19 protein-coding genes are annotated in these 18,066 nt (G+C 62.2%); 8 read left to right on the top strand and 11 right to left on the bottom strand.

Going from position 1 to position 18,066, the window contains the following annotated elements:
- Window positions 1-108 precede the first annotated feature (108 nt).
- From ACJJVH_RS02495 to ACJJVH_RS02480, 4 genes are all read right to left on the bottom strand, one after another.
- Entirely contained in the window at window positions 109-3,570 is a 3,462-nt protein-coding gene (locus ACJJVH_RS02495; protein WP_412064659.1) for a chromosome segregation SMC family protein, read from the bottom strand.
- Window positions 3,571-3,714: 144 nt separating this feature from the next.
- The gene (locus ACJJVH_RS02490) at window positions 3,715-4,404 is read right to left on the bottom strand and encodes a DsbA family protein (RefSeq protein WP_113356009.1); all 690 of its coding nucleotides are present in this window, start codon (window positions 4,402-4,404) and stop codon (window positions 3,715-3,717) included.
- Between the two features lie 166 nt (window positions 4,405-4,570).
- Entirely contained in the window at window positions 4,571-5,083 is a 513-nt protein-coding gene (locus tag ACJJVH_RS02485) for a DUF721 domain-containing protein (protein WP_412064658.1), read from the bottom strand.
- Window positions 5,084-5,140: 57 nt separating this feature from the next.
- On the bottom strand, window positions 5,141-5,593 hold the full coding sequence (locus ACJJVH_RS02480; protein ID WP_112796610.1) for a hypothetical protein: 453 nt from the start codon (window positions 5,591-5,593) through the stop codon (window positions 5,141-5,143).
- Between the two features lie 109 nt (window positions 5,594-5,702).
- Here ACJJVH_RS02480 and mutY point away from each other — a divergent pair, with 109 nt between their 5' ends.
- The 3 genes from mutY to ACJJVH_RS02465 are packed head-to-tail and all read left to right on the top strand — an operon-like array spanning window position 5,703 to window position 7,798.
- Window positions 5,703-6,791 carry an A/G-specific adenine glycosylase gene (gene mutY / locus ACJJVH_RS02475; RefSeq protein WP_112796609.1) on the top strand — a complete coding sequence of 363 codons (1,089 nt, stop codon included), beginning with the start codon at window positions 5,703-5,705 and terminating at the stop codon, window positions 6,789-6,791.
- A gap of 22 nt (window positions 6,792-6,813) precedes the next feature.
- Complete coding sequence (locus ACJJVH_RS02470) at window positions 6,814-7,428, top strand: HAD family hydrolase (protein ID WP_113370374.1); 615 nt, start codon at window positions 6,814-6,816, stop codon at window positions 7,426-7,428.
- Window positions 7,429-7,432: 4 nt separating this feature from the next.
- Window positions 7,433-7,798 carry a nuclear transport factor 2 family protein gene (locus ACJJVH_RS02465; RefSeq protein ID WP_412064657.1) on the top strand — a complete coding sequence of 122 codons (366 nt, stop codon included), beginning with the start codon at window positions 7,433-7,435 and terminating at the stop codon, window positions 7,796-7,798.
- A 128-nt stretch (window positions 7,799-7,926) separates the two neighbouring features.
- On the opposite strand, the gene ACJJVH_RS02460 is transcribed toward ACJJVH_RS02465, so the two are convergent.
- The 3 genes from ACJJVH_RS02460 to ACJJVH_RS02450 form a co-directional block, all read right to left on the bottom strand.
- Window positions 7,927-9,057 carry a site-specific DNA-methyltransferase gene (locus ACJJVH_RS02460; protein WP_113356004.1) on the bottom strand — a complete coding sequence of 377 codons (1,131 nt, stop codon included), beginning with the start codon at window positions 9,055-9,057 and terminating at the stop codon, window positions 7,927-7,929.
- A gap of 139 nt (window positions 9,058-9,196) precedes the next feature.
- Complete coding sequence (locus tag ACJJVH_RS02455) at window positions 9,197-9,562, bottom strand: antibiotic biosynthesis monooxygenase family protein (protein ID WP_113435315.1); 366 nt, start codon at window positions 9,560-9,562, stop codon at window positions 9,197-9,199.
- Entirely contained in the window at window positions 9,559-9,888 is a 330-nt protein-coding gene (locus ACJJVH_RS02450; RefSeq protein ID WP_113423098.1) for an NIPSNAP family protein, read from the bottom strand. The genes ACJJVH_RS02455 and ACJJVH_RS02450 overlap by 4 nt, the downstream gene beginning before the upstream one ends.
- 72 nt (window positions 9,889-9,960) lie before the next feature.
- Between ACJJVH_RS02450 and ACJJVH_RS02445 the strand changes: the two genes are divergently transcribed.
- Window positions 9,961-10,686: an ArsR/SmtB family transcription factor gene (locus ACJJVH_RS02445; protein ID WP_412064656.1), complete on the top strand. Its 726-nt coding sequence runs from the start codon at window positions 9,961-9,963 to the stop codon at window positions 10,684-10,686.
- On the opposite strand, the gene ACJJVH_RS02440 is transcribed toward ACJJVH_RS02445, so the two are convergent.
- From ACJJVH_RS02440 to ACJJVH_RS02430, 3 genes are all read right to left on the bottom strand, one after another.
- Window positions 10,683-11,108, bottom strand: coding sequence for a DUF1284 domain-containing protein (locus ACJJVH_RS02440; protein WP_412064655.1), 426 nt, complete (start codon window positions 11,106-11,108; stop codon window positions 10,683-10,685). The genes ACJJVH_RS02445 and ACJJVH_RS02440 overlap by 4 nt on opposite strands.
- Window positions 11,105-11,695: a biotin transporter BioY gene (locus ACJJVH_RS02435; RefSeq protein ID WP_412064654.1), complete on the bottom strand. Its 591-nt coding sequence runs from the start codon at window positions 11,693-11,695 to the stop codon at window positions 11,105-11,107. The genes ACJJVH_RS02440 and ACJJVH_RS02435 overlap by 4 nt, the downstream gene beginning before the upstream one ends.
- Before the next feature lie 272 nt (window positions 11,696-11,967).
- On the bottom strand, window positions 11,968-12,636 hold the full coding sequence (locus tag ACJJVH_RS02430) for a GntR family transcriptional regulator (protein ID WP_412064653.1): 669 nt from the start codon (window positions 12,634-12,636) through the stop codon (window positions 11,968-11,970).
- Between the two features lie 230 nt (window positions 12,637-12,866).
- Here ACJJVH_RS02430 and ACJJVH_RS02425 point away from each other — a divergent pair, with 230 nt between their 5' ends.
- A complete protein-coding gene (locus tag ACJJVH_RS02425; protein ID WP_412064652.1) occupies window positions 12,867-13,559 on the top strand; it encodes an HAD-IA family hydrolase in 693 nt (230 codons plus the stop codon).
- Window positions 13,560-13,802: 243 nt separating this feature from the next.
- The gene (gene arr / locus ACJJVH_RS02420) at window positions 13,803-14,216 is read left to right on the top strand and encodes an NAD(+)--rifampin ADP-ribosyltransferase (RefSeq protein WP_412064651.1); all 414 of its coding nucleotides are present in this window, start codon (window positions 13,803-13,805) and stop codon (window positions 14,214-14,216) included.
- 175 nt (window positions 14,217-14,391) lie between these two features.
- On the opposite strand, the gene ACJJVH_RS02415 is transcribed toward arr, so the two are convergent.
- Entirely contained in the window at window positions 14,392-15,012 is a 621-nt protein-coding gene (locus ACJJVH_RS02415) for a hypothetical protein (protein WP_112796588.1), read from the bottom strand.
- Window positions 15,013-15,329: 317 nt separating this feature from the next.
- On the opposite strand from ACJJVH_RS02415, the gene thrC reads away from it, so the two are divergent.
- Window positions 15,330-16,727 (top strand): threonine synthase, encoded by a 1,398-nt coding sequence (thrC, locus tag ACJJVH_RS02410; RefSeq protein ID WP_112796587.1) that lies wholly within the window; start codon window positions 15,330-15,332, stop codon window positions 16,725-16,727.
- 21 nt (window positions 16,728-16,748) lie between these two features.
- The gene (locus ACJJVH_RS02405) at window positions 16,749-18,047 is read left to right on the top strand and encodes a M16 family metallopeptidase (protein ID WP_112796585.1); all 1,299 of its coding nucleotides are present in this window, start codon (window positions 16,749-16,751) and stop codon (window positions 18,045-18,047) included.
- Window positions 18,048-18,066: the final 19 nt, after the last annotated feature.

Genomic DNA, 18,066 nt, shown 5'->3' with positions numbered 1-18,066 from the left:
GTTGTTGATCGAAAGACGAAACTAGCACGCTTTAACGATGTGCGGCAGGCGAGACGGCAATTTCTTGTCGAAACGAGAACAGTTTTCTCAATCCCTGCGCGGGCGTCCTCAGGCGATTTCGCGCATCCGTTCGGCGGTCTGCAGATCGACGGAAACGAGCTGCGATACGCCCTGCTCCGCCATGGTCACGCCGAAGAGACGGTTCATGCGGGCCATGGTGATAGGATTGTGGGTGATGACCACGAAGCGGGTCTCGGTAGACGCCGCCATCTCGTCCATGAGGTTGCAGTAGCGCTCGACATTGTGGTCGTCGAGCGGCGCGTCCACTTCGTCCAGAACGCAGATCGGCGCGGGATTGGTGAGGAATACGGCGAAGATCAACGCCATGGCGGTCAGCGCCTGCTCGCCGCCCGAAAGCAGCGTCATCGTCTGCGGCTTCTTGCCCGGCGGACGGGCGAGAATTTCCAGGCCCGCTTCCAGCGGATCATCGGATTCGATGAGCTGGAGCTCGGCCGTGCCGCCACCGAAAAGATGCGTGAACAGGCGCTGGAACTGCGCATTGACGATGTCGAAAGCGACGATGAGACGTTCGCGCCCCTCGCGATTGAGGCTCTGAATCGCGCCGCGCAGCTTCCGGATGGCGTCGATGACGTCGTCGCGCTCCTTGATCAGCGCCTGCAGCCGCTCCGTCAGCTCCTTGCTCTCTTCCTCGGCACGCAGGTTGACGGCACCCAGACGTTCGCGCTCGATCTTGAGCCGCTCCAGTTCACGCTCGACCTCGCGGAGATCAGGCACGTTTTGCGATGCCGAAAGGCCGGTCAGGCGCATGGCCTCATGCGGCTCGACGTTGAGGGTCTGACGGATGCGCAGTTCGCTCTCCTGACGACGCTCCCGCGCCGACACCAGCCGCTCCTCGACGCGACCGCGCTTCTCGCGGCTTTCCGCCAGTTCGGAGAGCGCTGTCGCGGCATGGCGATCCGCCTCGCGCTGGACGCCTTCCGCTTCGGCAAGCCGATCGGCCGCCACGCGGCGGGCATCCTCGGCCTTCTGCAGCTCGTTCATCAATGAACGGCGCTTGTCATCGAATTCGTCGGGAGCGAGATCGAGTTCGGCAGCTTCCTCGCGCGCTTCCTCCTCGCGGTCGCGCAGCGTCTGAATATGCTCCTCGGCGCTGGCCGCACGCTGGCGCCAGATATCGCGCTCCTGCCGGATCGCCAGGATTCGGCGTTGCCGCGCCTCGTTTTCCCGGTTCAGGCCCTCATGGCGGGCGCGAGCTTCGGCCAGAGCGCCGCGATCCGTCGCGACCTCCGCCTGCTGATCGCGCAGCTTCAGATCGATGGCCGAGAGATCCGGTGCGTCTTCCAGTTCGACGCGGGCATTCTCGTCCTGAATCGCCACATCTTCCAGCTGCTCCTGCAAGCGGCTGACGGCCTCGGCGATGACGTCGCGGCGGCGGATGAGATCGCCGGAAGCGCGTTCGGCCGCGGCGAGCGCTTCACGCGCCTCGGCCAGATGGCGGGCCGCAAGCCGGCTGGCGTCGCGGGCGACGGCCAAACGGCCCTCCTCGCCCCGAATCGCATCGGCGGCTGCCGCAAGACGCTCCTCAGCCTCGACAAGCACATCGCGGGCGAGCTCGGCCTCGGCCTCCAGTTCGGAAAGCCGGTTCTTCTGGGCCAGCCGCAAGGCAGCCGCACTCGGCGCATCCGCCCCGGTGACGTGACCATCCCAGCGGAACACCGCGCCATCTTTCGTCACCAGCCGCTGCCCCGGCTTCAGCTCCGGCATCAATCGCAAGGCGTCATCGGCCGAAACGATGCCGATCTGGCGCAGACGCCGCGTCAGCGCGGCTGGCGCACCGACATGGGTAATCAAGGGTGCCGCGCCTTCCGGCAAGGCCGGATCGGTCGCGCCGCTGCCATTGTCGGACCAGTAAACCGGCGCATCGGAACTCAGCGAGGATTCCAGATCGTCGCCAAGGGCTGCGCCAAGCGCGGTCTCGAAGCCGCGATCGACGCGCAGTTCCTCGGCGACGGGCGAAAAGGCACCGGACGTATCGCCCGCCGCCAGCATCCTGGAAATGGTCCGCGCCTCGGTTTCAAGCGCATTCAGCCGTGCCCGCGCCTGCTCGACCGGCCCGCGCGACAACGCCTCGGCCTCGCGCGCGCCGGCGAGAACCGCCTCGACGCGCTGAATCTCCCCCTCCGCATCCGCAACGGCATTTTCCGCCGCCTCGACCATGTCGCGCTTTTCGGCGGGATCGGGCAGATCGGCCATCTTCTCATCGATGGCTGCAAGCTCGCGATTGGCTTCGTCCGCCTGGCGTTCCAGCCGCATCTTGCGGTCGGCAAGATCGCGGATGGCGCGTTCCAGCTGATTGCGCGCGGCGGCGGCCTCGGCGCGTTCCGCGGTCAGGGTGGTAAAAATCCGCTCGCTGTCGGCAAGCTTGGCCGACGCTTCCTCGAAGGCGACACGCGTTTCCTCAGCGAGCCTGCCGGAATCGGCGAGGATTTCGGCAAGATCGGCTTCTTCGGCATCCAGCCTGGCTAGGATGGAGGCGTTGTCGGCCACAAGGTTCTGCTCACGGCCGATATCCTCGGCCAGCTGGACCAGCCGGCGGGTCAGCTCGTCGCGACGGCGCAGGATGCGATTGATGTCCTCTTCCAGCTGCGAGCGGGCAATCTGCAGGCGCTGCAGGGCTGCCGCGGCCTTCACCTCGTCATCCCGCAGCTCCGGCAGCTTAAAGCTGGCGATGCCCTGGGCTTTCGCGGCCTCCATCTGGATCTGCGCCTTTTCGGCGACCACCACGGTTGCCTGGTTGAGCGCGCTGTCGGCCTCGGCTTCGGCTTCCTTGGCCTGCACCCAGCGGATATGCAGCAGCATAGCCTCGCGGGCGCGAATGTCGGCCGAGAGCATCTTGAAGCGGTTGGCCTGCCGCGCCTGACGCTTCAGGCTCTCGATCTGGCTTTCGAGCTGCGACGTCACGTCATCCAGCCGCTCGAGATTGCTTTCGGCGGCGCGCAGGCGCAATTCCGCCTCATGCCGGCGCGAATGCAGGCCGGAAATGCCCGCCGCCTCTTCCAGCAGCTGGCGCCTTGCCTGAGGCTTGGCCTGAATCAGCTCGCCGATGCGTCCCTGCCCGACCATGGAGGGCGAGCGGGCGCCAGTGGAGGCATCGGCAAAGAGAAGCTGCACATCCTTGGCGCGCGCCTCCTTGCCATTGATGCGGTAGACGGAACCCTGTTCGCGCTCGATGCGGCGCGTAACCTGGATTTCGTCGCTGTCGTTGAAGGCGGCCGGCGCGGTGCGGTCGCTATTGTCGAGGTAAAGCCCGACTTCGGCGGTGTTGCGCGCCGGGCGATTGCCGGATCCGGAAAAGATCACGTCGTCCATGCCGGAGGCACGCATGTTCTTGTAGGAGTTCTCGCCCATCACCCAGCGCAGCGCTTCGACAAGATTGGACTTGCCGCAACCGTTCGGGCCGACGACGCCGGTCAGGCCGCGCTCGATGACGAATTCCGCCGGTTCGACGAAGGATTTGAAGCCGACAAGTCTCAGTCTGTTGAATTTCATAGGCGGTGCCCTCTTCTCCCCTGCGAGGAGAAGGCCGTCCACGATGCCGGCATGGGGAGCGTGGCCGCTCCAAACTCGAATTCAGACGGGGTATTCACGGGCGCGCGACCTTGGCCGCCCGCCCGTGATGAAAAAAGGCGCGGATCAGAGCAGGCTGTCGATAAGCTTCGACATGGCAACAACAGACATGTCCCCTGCATAGCGCTTGCCATTGATCAGGAAGGTCGGCGTGGCGTTGACGCCGAAATCCTTGGCTGCGCGTTCCCGTACAGAGTTGACATCATCCAGAAGCTTCTGGTTCGTCAAGCACTTCGTAAAGCTATCCTCAGTAAAACCAGCAAGTTTCGACATCTGGAGCAGTGCGGCGCGGCCGTCAACATCGGGCGAGGCCCAGGCGATCTGCTGCTTGAACAGCATTTCGACCATCGGCATGTACTGTTCCTGCGGGGCGCAACGGGCCAGCATGAAGGCTGCGGCGGCGCGCGGATCGAACGGGAACTCGCGGATGATGAAGCGAACCTTGCCGGTGTCGACGTATTTCTGCTTGATCGTGTCGAAGGTCGTAACGGCGAAATGCGCGCAGTGCGGGCAGGTCAGCGACATGTACTCGACGATCTTGACGGGAGCGTCTTCCTTGCCGAATGCGATTTCCGGCAGCGGGCCGGGCTTCAGCACTTCGTTCATATCGACATTGCCGTCCGCCGGCGGCACTTCATCTTCTGCGGACGCGGCGGATGCGGTGTCGGCAAAGGCAGAGAACGCCACCGAGAGAGCTGCGACGGCAGAGCCGCCCAGCAGATGGCGTTTGGTCAAGAGCATGTCGGACATCGGCATAGAGTCACCCGTCGTTAAAGAGGTCTTCGAATGTTTCATGCGATATAACGGCTGCTTGCCGCTAACAAGGCACGGTTGGCCAACTTTCTTCAAAGAATTGTGACCTGGCAAAGACGGACAACTTAAATTCCGTCCACAATTCGCGAAATGAGCGGTTAGTTCTGACCTAGCGCCGTTTCCAGGCCATGGCGGTGCCCAAGCGCTGAACGGCGGCCCTGATCTTCTCGTCCTCGATGCCGTCCATCATGTCAGCCAGCTTGCGCGCCGCCTCGCCCTTCAGCGGCGGCGGCGTGCGCGAGCGTTTGGACGCGACGGAAACCGGCTTCTGCACGATGCGGATCTGGTTGACGGCATAAAAGCCGAAGAAGCTGTTGATGCGCTGGATCAGTTCGCCCTGCGCATGGGTGAGAAAGAGGGCACGGGCACCCTCGCAGGCTATCGTCAGCACGCCGGGCTGATACCTGTCGTCCATGCCGGGGCCGGTCCGCCTGGCCCAGGCGATCTTTTCCGGCCGTGTGCAGTCGGCAAACTCCTCACCGGCAATCTCGTCCCAGCAGCCGAGCAGCGTCGTATTGATGCCGGCACGCTTTGCCAGCACCGGATCGACGATGCCGTTGGTCAGCTCGGAAATCTGGCGTTCGCCGCGACGCGACATTTTCGATAGGCTGTGTTCACTCATTTCGGCGTGGTTGCCCGCTTCTCGTCACTGCAACAAAATTTGTCTTCGGCTGAACCATCAAAGAGAGCGGTCTTTTCCATTTTGCAGAAGGGCGCGAAACGACCTCCACTCTTTCACTGCATTTTCCCGCATCAGTACGGTGACGGCAAGGCCGACGGTGAAAAATCCTACCGCCAGGAGCTGAAGCGGAAAGACGTCCTTCTGGCCCGTGTGCCAGGCGGCAACGAGCAGAACCACCGACGACGCAACGTATACACTTATTCCCATCAGGAAAAAGAGAAGCATGTCGAATGCATGCTGAAACAGCTGCGACCGGCGAGACCTTATCCTGGGCTGCGTGTGAAATTCCCGGCGGAGCCAGGCCGTGACCGGTTTGAATGGCTGCGTGTGCAACAGCTTCGAAATCATATAATACGCCGACAGCAGGAAGAGAATTTCCAGCACGCAATGGTTCAACAGCCGCAGATTGGGACTTACGTCCAGCAGACGATCGAAGAGTTCGAAGAGCATGATGTTTCTCCTTTCATAGCTCCAGTCAGGGCGCCGCGTATTTTCGACGTTCACCCGCCAGGCAATTGTGTCTAAGGAAGCGGGAGTAAATACTTCACCGAAGGAAATCATGGATCGTTCATCGCAAGTGTCCCCAGCGAGCGACAAGCTGCTTGCCTGGTACGACCGCCACCACCGCGACCTGCCGTGGCGCGTCTCGCCGCCCATGGCGGCGCGCGGCGTCAAGGCGGATCCCTATCGCGTCTGGCTGTCGGAGGTGATGCTGCAACAGACGACGGTGCCGGCGGTCAAATCCTATTTCGCGAAATTCCTGGAGCGCTGGCCGACCGTCGGCGATCTCGCCGCGGCGGCGAACGAGGACGTCATGGCCGCCTGGGCCGGGCTCGGCTATTATGCCCGCGCCCGCAATCTCAAGAAATGCGCCGAGGCCGTCGCTGCCGAACACGGCGGGCGCTTTCCCGATACGGAGGACGGCTTGCGGGCCTTGCCCGGCATCGGCGACTATACCGCTGCCGCAGTCGCCGCTATCGCCTTCAATCGCCCGTCGGCCGTGATGGACGGCAATGTGGAACGTGTCATTTCCCGCCTCTATGCGATTTCGACGCCGCTTCCCGGCGCCAAGCCGCTGATGAAGCAGAAGGTCGCGCAGCTGACGCCGGCCGATCGTCCGGGCGATTTTGCCCAGGCGATGATGGATCTCGGCGCGACGATCTGCACGCCGAGGCGCCCGGTTTGTTCGCTCTGTCCCTTCAACGGCGCCTGTCAGGCGCTGGCGGGACACGATCCCGAGCATTTCCCGGTCAAGGCCGCCAAGAAGGAAAAGCCGGTACGCCGGGGAGCGGCCTTCGTCGCTGTCAATGACGAGGGCGAAATCTTCCTGCGCCGCCGCATCGAAAGCGGCCTTCTCGGCGGCATGACGGAAGTGCCGACGACGGGATGGACGGCGCGCGTCGACGGCGAAACCGGCATCGAGGCGGCTCCCTTCCCGGCCGACTGGCAGCCGGCGGGCACGGTAACGCATGTCTTCACCCATTTCGAATTGCGATTGTCGATCTGGCGTGCCAAGTCGGTTCCGAAGAAGGACAACCATGACGGATGGTGGGCGCCAGTTACAAATCTTGAAGAGCAGGCCTTGCCGACAGTCATGAAAAAAGCGATCGCTCAGGCTATTCCCAATGCGTTTGCAAAACGCGTTTAAAGCAGAAATCAGGAATCCATTCATGACGACGGAAATACGGCACATCGTTTTCGATATCGGCAAGGTTCTTATCCATTACGATCCTAGCCTCCCCTACAGCCGGATCATTCCGGACGATGCCGAACGCGAATGGTTCCTCGCCAATGTCTGCACCCATGAATGGAACATCGAGCAGGATCGCGGCCGCACCTGGGAAGATGCCGAAGCGCTGTTGATCGCCGACCATCCGCAGCGCGAAGAGCATATCCGCAGCTTCCGCAAATACTGGCACGAGATGGTTCCGCATGCCTATGAAGACAGCGTCGCCATTCTGGAGCAGCTGATCGACGAGGGCCGCGACGTCACCATGCTGACCAACTTCGCCTCAGACACCTTCCGCGAGGCACAGGTGCGCTATCCGTTCCTCAAGAAGCCGCGCGGCGTAACCGTCTCGGGCGACGTCGGCCTGATCAAGCCGGATGTCGCAATCTACGACACTCACGCCAGGAGCTTCGACCTCGATCCGGCCGCGACGATCTTCATCGACGATTCCTATCCGAACGTCGAAGGCGCGCGGGCGGCAGGATGGCATGCAGTTCACTTCACCGGCGCCGAGAAACTGCGCAGCGATCTCGCCGCCCATGGCATAAAGGTTTGAGCCGATGATCTTCGATCCCGCGGAACGCATCGATCTGTTTCATGACGCCATCAACCGCCTCGATTACGAGGCGATCGAAAACTTCTTCGCCGAGAACGCCACCTACGTTTCCAACGGCGTCGGCGGCCTTGCCGGCCGGGCGGCGATCATGGAAGCCTTCCGCGGCTATTTCGACACCTATCCCGATCAGACGGCGTCCAATTCGCTTGTGGAGACGTTGACGCCACTTTCGGGGCGGGCCGTCTGGTCCGTGCGCGCCACCAACAGCAAGACGGGCAAGCCGCTGATTCGCGAAGGCGAGGAAACGATTACGTTCGACGAGGACGGCCGCGTCGTGCGCGTCGACGTCACGGACTACCAGGACTTCTGAGACCCGAAGCCGACAAGACGCCCAGGGCCTCGCCGGATATCTCTTCCGGCAAGGCCCTGGGCGTTTCACCTTCTTCCCTAACTGGAGGTACACGACGGAAGAAGGCGGTATTGCTGATTGGCGGAGACCTATTCCACCTTCGCCAGATCGCTGCGGACGATGGCCCTGAGCTCATCGATCGGACGCAGGGAACGGCCGTCGTCGAAATGCCAGAACATCCACCCGTTGCATGCATCAAGGCCCTGCACCTTCGCGCCAAGGCGATGAATGGAGCCGGCCTCGCCGCCGGAAGCGACGGTGCCGTCGGCGCGCACGATGGCGCTATAGCGGCGCTTCGCATCCGTCAGCACTTGGCCGGGCTTGATGAGACCACTCTCGATGAGCACGTTGAAGGCAACGCGCACCTCGGCCTTCTTGCCGGTCATGACCGTCAGCTCCGCCTTGCCGAGCGGCTCGACGGCGGCGATGCGGGCGCTGGCCGCATCGATATAGTCCTGCTCGCGCTCGATACCGACGAAGTGACGGCCGAGACGCTTGGCGACGGCACCGGTCGTACCTGATCCGAAAAAGGGATCGAGGATGATGTCGCCGGGCTTGGACGAAGCCATGATGACGCGGGCAAGCAAGGCTTCCGGCTTCTGTGTTGGATGCACCTTCTTGCCGTCGTCGCCCTTCAGCCGCTCATTGCCGTTGCAGATCGGGAACAACCAATCGGAGCGCATCTGCACGTCGTCGTTGGCCGCTTTCATGGCGTCGTAGTTGAAGGTGTAGCCCTTGGCCTTGGCGTTCGGGCTCGCCCAGATCATCGTCTCATGCGCGTTCTGGAAACGGCGGCCCTTGAAATTCGGCATCGGGTTGGTCTTGCGCCAGACGATGTCGTTGAGGATCCAGAAGTTCAGATCCTGCAAGGTCGCGCCGACGCGGAAGATGTTGTGATAGGAACCGATGACCCAGATCGTGCCCGTCGGCTTCAGCACGCGGCGGCAGGCGAGCAGCCAGGCGCGGGTGAAGGCGTCATAGGCTTCGAAGGAGGCGAACTGGTCCCATTCGTCATCGACGGCGTCGACAAGCGACTGGTCGGGACGATGCAGCGTGCCGCCGAGCTGAAGATTGTAGGGCGGGTCGGCGAAGATGACGTCGACGGATTGATTGGGCAGTGCCTCAAGAGCGGCCACGCAATCGCCCTTGATGATCGTGTCGATCCAGGACCCCGGAGCTGCGGAGGTCCTGAGGTCGGCAAGCGGGAAAACTGACGCCATGTGATACTCGCTGTTACACTTACTCGGTGCTCTTAACTGCGTGTTATGGTTACCTAACTTGGTTACCAAAGACTAAAGCGGCGTCATATTTTCCGAATTCCCGAGAAGGTCCCGGGAATTCACGGCGCGTTGGGCGGCGTTATCGTGCTGAATTTCCCTGGATATCGTGGACTGCGTGGCTGTCATCGGGCGCTTCGGCGCGTTCATTCATTCCGTAGTCGCGAAGAACCTCCGCCACACGCAGCCGATAATCGGCAAATACCGTCTTCCGGCCCGCTTTCTGCGCGGCGCGATGCCCCTCGCGATTTCTCCACTCTCGAACTGCGGCCTCGTCGCGCCAGAAGGAAAGCGACAGGATCCTGCCCGGCTGGCCGAGGCTTTCGAAGCGCTCGATGGAGATGAAGCCGTCGATCGCTTCAAGCTCCAAGCGCAACCTTGCGGCAATGTCGAGATAATGCTGGCGCTCATCCGGATGGGGGACGACTTCGAAGATGACCGCGATCATGGCGATATCCCCGGAGCATGCGGCAGAGATATGTTTTTCAGGAAAATACGATCCTCCTGCAGGATGAAACGCTCCTTGCGGGAAAAATCGTGATTGGCCTGTGCGAGCGGATCGGCAGCCAGGCTTTTGCGATAGGCTTCGTAGGCGGCCAGGTTCTCGATGTTGTAAATGCCGTAGGCCGTCGTCAGCGAGCCCTCGTGCGGCGCGAAATATCCGATCAGATCGGCGCCGTTGCGCGGGATGATCTGGCCCCAGGCCTTGCCATACTCCGCGAAAGCTTCCTGCTTGAAAGGGTCGATCTGATAGCGGATGAAACAGGTGATCATTGGTTTTCTCCTTTGCTGATGATGCTGTTTTGGCACATTGCAGAACGGAGATGCTTCGGTTACGATCGAAGTATGAAGGAAGGTCCAGACATAGCGCAGATCGGCTCGCTGATCGGCGACCCGGCGCGGGCGAACATGCTGACGGCGCTGATGGGCGGCCGCGCGCTGACGGCAACCGAGCTGGCGGCGGCTGCCGGCGTGACGCTGCAGACGGCAAGCGCGCATCTTTCCAAGCTCGAAGCGGGCGGCCTGCTCGCGCAACGCAAGCAGGGCCGCCATCGCTATTTCGCGCTGGCCGACGACCGCGTCGGCAAGCTGCTCGAAGGGATCATGGGCTTTGCCGCAAGCCGCGGGCATCTGCGCCATCGTCCCGGGCCGAAGGAGCTGGCGCTGCGCAAGGCACGCATCTGCTACGACCATCTGGCCGGCGACTACGGCGTTCGCATGCTCGACAGCCTGATCGAGACCGGTTCGATTTCCGTCATGGGAGAAGGTTTGAGCCTGACCGCCCGAGGAGAGAAACATCTCGGATCGATCGGCATCGATGTCTCCGGATTGCGCGCGAATCGCCGACCGCTTTGCCGTTCCTGTCTGGATTGGAGCGAGCGGCGGGCGCATCTGGCCGGCAGCCTCGGCAAGGCGCTGCTTTCGAACTTCTTCGACAAGGGCTGGGCGCGGCGAACGGAAAACAGCCGCTCGATCTTCTTCACGCCCGAAGGCGAGCGCCGGTTTCTGGCGCTCTTTCCGCTCGAACCCGGCGATGGCCACCCGCAATCCGGGCTGGACGAAAATCTTTAGGCCGCTTCGATCAGGACACCCTTGAAATTGCTTGCAGCGATGCGGCTGCAAAGGTCGCCCCATTCGCAGCCACGGCAGGCATGGCGGATTTCACCGCCGGCGAAATTCCGGCGGAGCTTGGAAAGCAGCCTTGCATCCGGCACCAATACGATTCCGGGGCCGATCTCCTCGCCCAGCAGGGCCGCTACATCGGCAAGCGCTGCCGCATCCCGCTCGATGACGGAAGCCTTGAAGCAATGCGGCACCTCCCCGCTCAGGAGTGGCGCGCAGATATCATCGGGGCCGGAGACCAGCTTGATCTCCTCCCCTTTCGACAGTCGCTCGGCAATGCGGCGATAATTATCGGTGAAGGCCGGGGTATAGCCCTCACCGACAAAGGTCAGCATGCAGAGCAGATGGTGGGCGCGAAGCCTGACCGTCAATTCAGGCGCACCTTGCCGCCATAGACCTGGACGGTCTTCAGCACCGCCGCCGCAAGGGCGGACTTCAGCACCGCGCCAAGGATGAAGGGCGCAACACCGAGCAGCCAGCCTTTTTCGGCCCCGATCAGCGCGGCAAGCCATGCGCCGCCGATCGCAAGGCACAAAATATTGGCCGAGAGATGCGCGAGAAAGCTGCGCGCGACGCGATTGCCGCTCCAGCCGCGCTCTGCAAGCCAGCCGACAAGGGCGGCAATGATCGGGAAGGAAACGAGATAGCCCGCCGTCGGCCCCATGAACGGCGCCATGCCGCCTGCGCCGCCGGCCAGCACCGGAAAGCCGATCGCAGCCTCGCCCAACCAGGCGCAAACGGTGACGGCGCCCAGACGCCAGCCATAAAGCGCGCCGATCATGGTGATCGCAAAGGTCTGCATGGTGATCGGCACCGGCACCATCGGCACCTCGATCCGCGATGCAAGCGCCAGCATGAACGTTCCCGCAAGAACGAAGACGGTCTTGGCAATGAGGGATCGTTGACCGAGCCGAAGCGGATCGAAAGCGACGTCATCGTGATGCTGCAACAGGGACATAGGGTCTCCTTTTCAAATTATAGATAATTTTTCAGTCTCATCTATTTTATGATGGAGATCGCAAAATCAAGCAAGTGGCGCACGGATGAAATTCCGCTGAACCGCGCGAATCTATTGGGAAATAAGGAATCTTAAAATAGGAGAAGCACGCCGACCTTAAACTCAGGCGACGAATTCGAGCCGTAGATGGTCGAGAAAAGGCGATCGAAAAGCGAAAAGATTCGCTTTCGAAAACGAAACCGGCAATGCATAATAAGAATTATCTATAATTTTTAGCCGACGATCGCAAAGGCTTCGCGCGTCGAGCCGGAGGGCATGCGGACGGGTGCGCGGCCGATCCATTGAACATGCTTCTGCAGGATCGCGGCCGCTTCTTCAGCCTTACCCTGGCGCAGTGCCGCGAGGATGGCCCGATGGTCGTGATCAGTGCGCTTCTCCCAGCCGGATTGCCATGCCGAAAACAGAAAGCGGGCGCTGGCTGCATGCAGGTCGTCGATGGCGGCGAGCAGACGCGCCATGCCGCAGGGTGCCAGAATCAATCGATGGAAGCGACGATTGGCCTCCTCCCAGGCATAAACATCGGCTGCGGCATCGCCATCGCGCGTCGCCTGCTCGGCCTCGTCCAGTATGGCTGAGGTCAGGTGCGGGGCTGCATGCTTGAGCGCAAGACCTTCAAGCGCCGCGCGCATTTCCGCAACCTCGCGGACCTCCTTGAGATCGAAGGAGGCGACGCGAACGCCGCGGCGCGGCAGGTTGATCGCCAACCCCTGCGCCTCCAGCCGCCGGAACGCTTCGCGCACGGGCACATGACTGGTGCCGAATTCCTCGGCGATGTGATCCTGCCGCAGGCGCGCATCGGGCGCGAGCTCGCCGCGGATGATGCGGTCGGCAAGCACCCGGCTGATACGGCTGGCAATGGTGTCGTCGCGCTCCTTGGCCATGGGCGATCCTTAAAGGCGGGTTTGCCCGATGTCGAGCGGCAAGCGACCGTCACCGCGTCTTTAGAGCGCCGCGACCCTTTCGTTCACTGCAGCACAGCCATGCCCGCCGATTGGTTGAGCTTTGCCGGCATATCGTGTAAAGCCCGGCGGTCATTTTCAGAGCGCCCCCGAAACACCGACGACTTCCCGGAGCGCGCCGAACCCAGCCACATCAAAGGCAGCAAATTTTCATGAGCAATGGCTTCGACCTCATCATCTTCGACTGCGACGGCGTTCTGGTCGATTCGGAAATCATCGCGGCGCAGGTCGAATCAAAGCTGCTGACGGATGCGGGCTATCCGATCAGCGTCGAGGAAATGGGCGAGCGCTTTGCCGGCATGACCTGGCGCAACATCCTGTTCGAAGTCGAGCGCGAGGCCAGCATCCCGCTTTCCGCTTCGCTGCTCGACAAATCGGAGAAGTTGCTGGACCGCAAGCTTGCCAACGACGTTCAGGCAATATCGGGCATCCCGCTTGCGCTGTCGCGACTGCCGATGCCGCGCTGCATCTGCTCGAATTCCAGCTCGGCGCGCCTCGACATGATGCTCTCGAAGGTCGGCTATAAGCAATTTTTCGCGCCGCATATCTACTCCGCCAAGGATCTCGGCGCCGACCGGGTGAAGCCCAAGCCGGACATCTTCCTGCACGGTGCCCAGCAGATGAATGTCAGCCCGGCCAATACGATCGTGGTAGAGGATTCGGTTCACGGCGTTCAGGCGGCGCGAGCCGCAGGCATGCGCGTCATCGGCTTCACCGGCGCGTCGCACACCTACCCCTCCCACGCCGACCGGCTGACCGATGCCGGCGCCGAGACCGTCGTCAGCCGCATGGTCGACCTGCCGGGCGTGGTCATGGCACTCGCGGAATGGGATGGCGTCCTCTAAGGCACCCCTGCCGGGCGACACGGCTCACAAAGGGAATATCCGATCGCCATGCCCTGAACATGGCTCCCCAAGCTTTGCATTTTGCAATGCAGACCGGCTCGTAGCGGCTCTGGCCAAGGATTTTGCCGGCTCTGTACCGGCGGGGGATGCTTCCTATAGTGGGCATATAGAGCGCAAAAGCCGTTTGCTTCAAGGCCCCGGCCCGCGCGTATAACGCCTCCCGAAATCACTCGGAGGACGTAAATGACTGGCAGCGCCGACACTGTCCCGCAGCGATTCTACCATGGCACCCGAGCCGACTTGAGGCCGGGAGACCTGATCGTCGTCGGTCATAAATCCAATTACGGCACCGGCAAACCCCTGTCCTGGGTCTACCTCACCGGCACGCTGGATGCCGCCATCTGGGGCGCGGAGCTTGCCGTCGGCAACGGAAGGGAACGGATCTATATTGTGGAACCGACCGGCTCGATAGTGAGCGACCCCAACCTGACCGACAAGAAATTCCCCGGCAATCCCACGCAATCCTATCGCTCTCGCGAACCGCTCCGGATCCTTGGCGAAATTACGGAATGGCAGGGTCACTCTCCCGAACGCTTGCAGGAAATGAGGGACAATGTTCAACGCCGGAAAGCGGAAGGCGCCGAGATAATCGATTGATGCATCCGGCGTTCGGCTGAGAGGACGGCCAGACAGCCGATGGAGCCGACAGTCCTATCCATGGCGCTCCCATAATCAGAAAGGCCCCGCAAATGGCAGGGCCTTCGATAGATCTGCAATTCTACGCGCGCCTGTTCTCGCCGAAACGGCAATGCAGCAGCGCGCCCGGCTTGCCTTAGTGGCGCTTCCTGCGAGCCGGCTTCTCGCCCTTCGCAGGCTTTTGCGGCCCCTGATCGAAACCGATCTGGACGATGGTGAAGCCGCCGGAGCCGCCGGCCACCTGGATATCGTCATCGGTAAAGAGAAACTGCGCCGTGGTCTCGCCCGGCGGAATTTCCGCCGTGTAGTTGATGGTCTTGCTGTAGAGGGCGTTTTCATCGTCCATGACGGCCACATGGATCGGCAGGGTCACCTTGCCGGAACTGCCCATCGGGCCGGAGACCAGGCGCCCCTGCGCCACGACATGGATGCTGAGGCTGGTGCCGTCGGTCGTGCACTGGCGGGTCGCCTGCGCTAACGAGGCCTGATAGACCAGCTGGTTCGGATCGTCCTTGGCGCCCTTCGCGTAGGTGCGATAGACCGAGTCCTCATCGCGGATGACGGCCTGCGGGCATTTGCCGGCGACATAGGCCTGACCGCCGGTGGGAGCTGCAGCCGGAGCCCCGGCCTGCGGCGCAACGGTGACATCCGTTGCCGCCTGCTTATCGTTGTTGCCGCCGATACCGAGAGTACTGCAGCCTGCCAGCAATGCCAGAAGCGAAGCGGAGAAAAGACGACGCGAAACCCTGCCAAACACTATAATTCCACCCTCTCCATATATTTCACATTATCGGCCAGCAGCCCGCCAAACGGGCCTTTTATGACACTTGGCGATGGTCTATACCAGCGACGCAGCGAAAAATCGATTGGGTAGACACCGTTTTGGCTCACTTTTCGAGATCGACAGATTGCCACGACCAAACTCCGCCGCCCGGCGCCGATCCCACGCGCCTTGCGCAAACGCGAAAACCACGCGGCTGATCCGACGCAAAAAGACAGGCCGCCCTCGTTTCGTTCCTCTACTCTCTCAATCGATCACTCAGGCAATTTTGCGACCACAAGGAATTCTAGACCGTGGACTACATCTCAACGCGGGGAGAAGCCCCTGCCCTTGGCTTCTGCGACGCCCTCCTGGCCGGCCTTGCTCGCGACGGCGGGCTTTATGTTCCCCGTGAATGGCCGACGCTGACGAAAAAGGAAATCCGCGCCTTTCGCGGCAAGAGCTACCAGGACATCGCTTTCGCGGTGCTTTCGCCCTTCACCAATGGCGAGATCCCGGCGGATGTCTTCCGCGGCATGATCGACGATGCCTACGCCACCTTCCGCCATCCTGCGGTGGCGCCGCTCGTCCAGACCGGGCCGAACAGCTTCGTCATGGAGCTCTTCCACGGCACGACGCTCGCCTTCAAGGACGTCGCCATGCAGCTGCTGGCGCGGCTGATGGACTATGCGCTGGAAAAGCGCGGCCAGCGCGCGACCATCGTCGGCGCCACCTCGGGCGATACCGGCGGTGCTGCGATCGACGCCTTTGCCGGCCGCGAGCGCACCGACATCTTCATCCTCTTCCCGCACGGGAAGGTCTCGCCGGTGCAGCAGCGCCAGATGACCACGTCGACGGCGGCAAACGTCCATGCGCTGGCGATAAAGGGCAATTTCGACGATTGCCAGAACCTCGTCAAAGCCATGTTCAACGATGCCGCCTTCCGCGACAAGGTCAGGCTTTCCGGCGTCAACTCCATCAACTGGGCGCGAATCATGGCGCAGGTGGTCTACTACTTCACCACCGCTGTCGCGCTCGGCGGCCCGGACCGGAAGATCTCCTTCACCGTGCCGACGGGCAATTTCGGCGATATATTCGCCGGCTATGTCGCCAGGCGCATGGGCCTGCCGATCGAGCGCCTTGTCATAGCCACCAACGAGAACGACATTCTTGCACGCACGCTGAAGACCGGCCGCTACGAAATGCGCTCGGTCAAGGCCACCACCTCGCCGTCGATGGACATCCAGATCTCCTCCAACTTCGAGCGGCTGCTGTTCGAGGCCAACGGCCGCGACGCCTCCAAGGTGCGCGCTGCCATGGAGAGCCTGAAGCAATCGAACGGTTTTTCGATCGATGCCGAGGCCCTGAAGTTCATCCGGAAGGACTTCCGCGCCGGCCGCACCAGCGAGAAGCAAGTGGCCGAAACGATCCGCAAAACCCTTGCCGATACGGGCTACCTGCTCGATCCGCACACCGCGATCGGCGTCTTCGTCGCCGGGAAGAACGAGCGGCCGACCAGCCCGATGGTGACGCTTGCGACCGCCCACCCGGCAAAATTCCCCGCCGCAGTAAAATCCGCATCCGGTATTGACCCGGCGCTTCCGACGTGGCTTGCTGGTCTGATGACCAGGGAGGAGCGTTTCGACATTCTCGATCCGGAACTTAAAGCCGTAGAAAGCTTTATCGGCAAGCACGCCCGGGCCGGCGAATAACAAGACGCGGAAAGACAAGCGATGACAGTGGAGTGCACCCGGCTTGCGTCCGGGCTGACAGTAGCGACCCAATCGATGCCCCACCTCGAAAGCGTGGCGCTCGGCGTTTGGATCAAGTCGGGTTCGCGTAACGAGACGGAGGCGGAACATGGTATCGCGCATCTGCTCGAGCACATGGCGTTCAAGGGCACGGCGCGACGCTCGGCCCGGCAGATCGCCGAGGAAATCGAGAATGTCGGCGGCGAAGTCAATGCCGCCACCTCGACCGAAACCACCTCCTATTACGCCCGTGTGCTGAAGGACCATGTGCCGCTCGCCGTCGATATCCTTGCCGATATCCTGACCGAGTCAGCCTTCGACGAGGAAGAACTGGCACGCGAAAAGCAGGTGATCCTGCAGGAAATCAATGCCGCGAACGACACGCCCGACGATGTCGTCTTCGACAAGTTTTCCGAGGTTGCCTATCGCGGCCAGACGCTCGGCCGCGCCATCCTCGGCACGCCGGAAACCGTCGTCTCCTTTTCGCCGGAGCAGATTCGCAACTATCTCGACCGCAACTATACGACCGACCGCATGTTCGTCGTGGCGGCCGGGGCCGTCGATCATGAAAGCTTCGTGCGCCAGGTCGAGGAACGCTTCTCCAGCCTGCCGACGAAACCGTCCGCTCCGCCCGTTATCGAGCCCGCCCGCTATATCGGCGGCAACATCCGGGAAACGCGCGACCTCATGGATGCGCAGATCCTGCTCGGCTTCGAAGGCCGGGCCTATCATACCCGCGATTTCTACTGCTCGCAGATCCTCGCCAACATCCTCGGCGGAGGCATGTCCTCGCGTCTCTTCCAGGAAGTGCGCGAGTTCCGCGGTCTCTGTTATTCGGTCTATGCATTCCACTGGGGCTTTTCCGACACCGGCATATTCGGCATCCACGCCGCGACCGGCGGCGAGAACCTGCCGGAACTGCTGCCCGTCATCGTGAACGAGCTGCGCAAGTCATCCCATGACATTCAGCAGCAGGAAATCGAACGCGCCCGCGCCCAGATTCGCGCGCAGCTGCTGATGGGCCAGGAGAGCCCCGCCGCCCGCGCCGGTCAGGTCGCACGGCAGATGATGCTCTATGGCCGCCCCATTCCGAACCAGGAGATGCTGGAGCGCCTGGAAGGCATCACGATCGAGCGCCTCACGGATCTTGCCGGACGGCTGTTCTTCGATACAGTACCGACGCTTTCGGCGATCGGGCCGCTGGAGCAGCTCGCGCCGATGGAAGACATCGTGACCTCGCTGTCGTCGCCGGCACCTGCGTCCAGAAGCGCAAGCGGCTAAGGGCACGCCGCGGGCCGAT

Origin of the sequence: Rhizobium sp. SYY.PMSO, assembly GCF_046840415.1 — a bacterium.
Lineage (GTDB): Bacteria > Pseudomonadota > Alphaproteobacteria > Rhizobiales > Rhizobiaceae > Rhizobium.
Note: the sequence above shows the minus strand (reverse complement) of the source record. Positions and strands in the feature narration are given on the sequence as shown.

What these genes read in the sequence shown, in the direction of transcription:
- ACJJVH_RS02495 (WP_412064659.1), bottom strand. Translation starts at nt 3,570, where the DNA reads ATGAAATTCAACAGACTGAGACTTGTCGGCTTCAAATCCTTCGTCGAA.
- ACJJVH_RS02490 (WP_113356009.1), bottom strand. Translation starts at nt 4,404, where the DNA reads ATGCCGATGTCCGACATGCTCTTGACCAAACGCCATCTGCTGGGCGGC.
- ACJJVH_RS02485 (WP_412064658.1), bottom strand. Translation starts at nt 5,083, where the DNA reads ATGAGTGAACACAGCCTATCGAAAATGTCGCGTCGCGGCGAACGCCAG.
- ACJJVH_RS02480 (WP_112796610.1), bottom strand. Translation starts at nt 5,593, where the DNA reads ATGCTCTTCGAACTCTTCGATCGTCTGCTGGACGTAAGTCCCAATCTG.
- mutY (WP_112796609.1), top strand. Translation starts at nt 5,703, where the DNA reads ATGGATCGTTCATCGCAAGTGTCCCCAGCGAGCGACAAGCTGCTTGCC.
- ACJJVH_RS02470 (WP_113370374.1), top strand. Translation starts at nt 6,814, where the DNA reads ATGACGACGGAAATACGGCACATCGTTTTCGATATCGGCAAGGTTCTT.
- ACJJVH_RS02465 (WP_412064657.1), top strand. Translation starts at nt 7,433, where the DNA reads ATGATCTTCGATCCCGCGGAACGCATCGATCTGTTTCATGACGCCATC.
- ACJJVH_RS02460 (WP_113356004.1), bottom strand. Translation starts at nt 9,057, where the DNA reads ATGGCGTCAGTTTTCCCGCTTGCCGACCTCAGGACCTCCGCAGCTCCG.
- ACJJVH_RS02455 (WP_113435315.1), bottom strand. Translation starts at nt 9,562, where the DNA reads ATGATCGCGGTCATCTTCGAAGTCGTCCCCCATCCGGATGAGCGCCAG.
- ACJJVH_RS02450 (WP_113423098.1), bottom strand. Translation starts at nt 9,888, where the DNA reads ATGATCACCTGTTTCATCCGCTATCAGATCGACCCTTTCAAGCAGGAA.
- ACJJVH_RS02445 (WP_412064656.1), top strand. Translation starts at nt 9,961, where the DNA reads ATGAAGGAAGGTCCAGACATAGCGCAGATCGGCTCGCTGATCGGCGAC.
- ACJJVH_RS02435 (WP_412064654.1), bottom strand. Translation starts at nt 11,695, where the DNA reads ATGTCCCTGTTGCAGCATCACGATGACGTCGCTTTCGATCCGCTTCGG.
- ACJJVH_RS02430 (WP_412064653.1), bottom strand. Translation starts at nt 12,636, where the DNA reads ATGGCCAAGGAGCGCGACGACACCATTGCCAGCCGTATCAGCCGGGTG.
- ACJJVH_RS02425 (WP_412064652.1), top strand. Translation starts at nt 12,867, where the DNA reads ATGAGCAATGGCTTCGACCTCATCATCTTCGACTGCGACGGCGTTCTG.
- arr (WP_412064651.1), top strand. Translation starts at nt 13,803, where the DNA reads ATGACTGGCAGCGCCGACACTGTCCCGCAGCGATTCTACCATGGCACC.
- ACJJVH_RS02405 (WP_112796585.1), top strand. Translation starts at nt 16,749, where the DNA reads ATGACAGTGGAGTGCACCCGGCTTGCGTCCGGGCTGACAGTAGCGACC.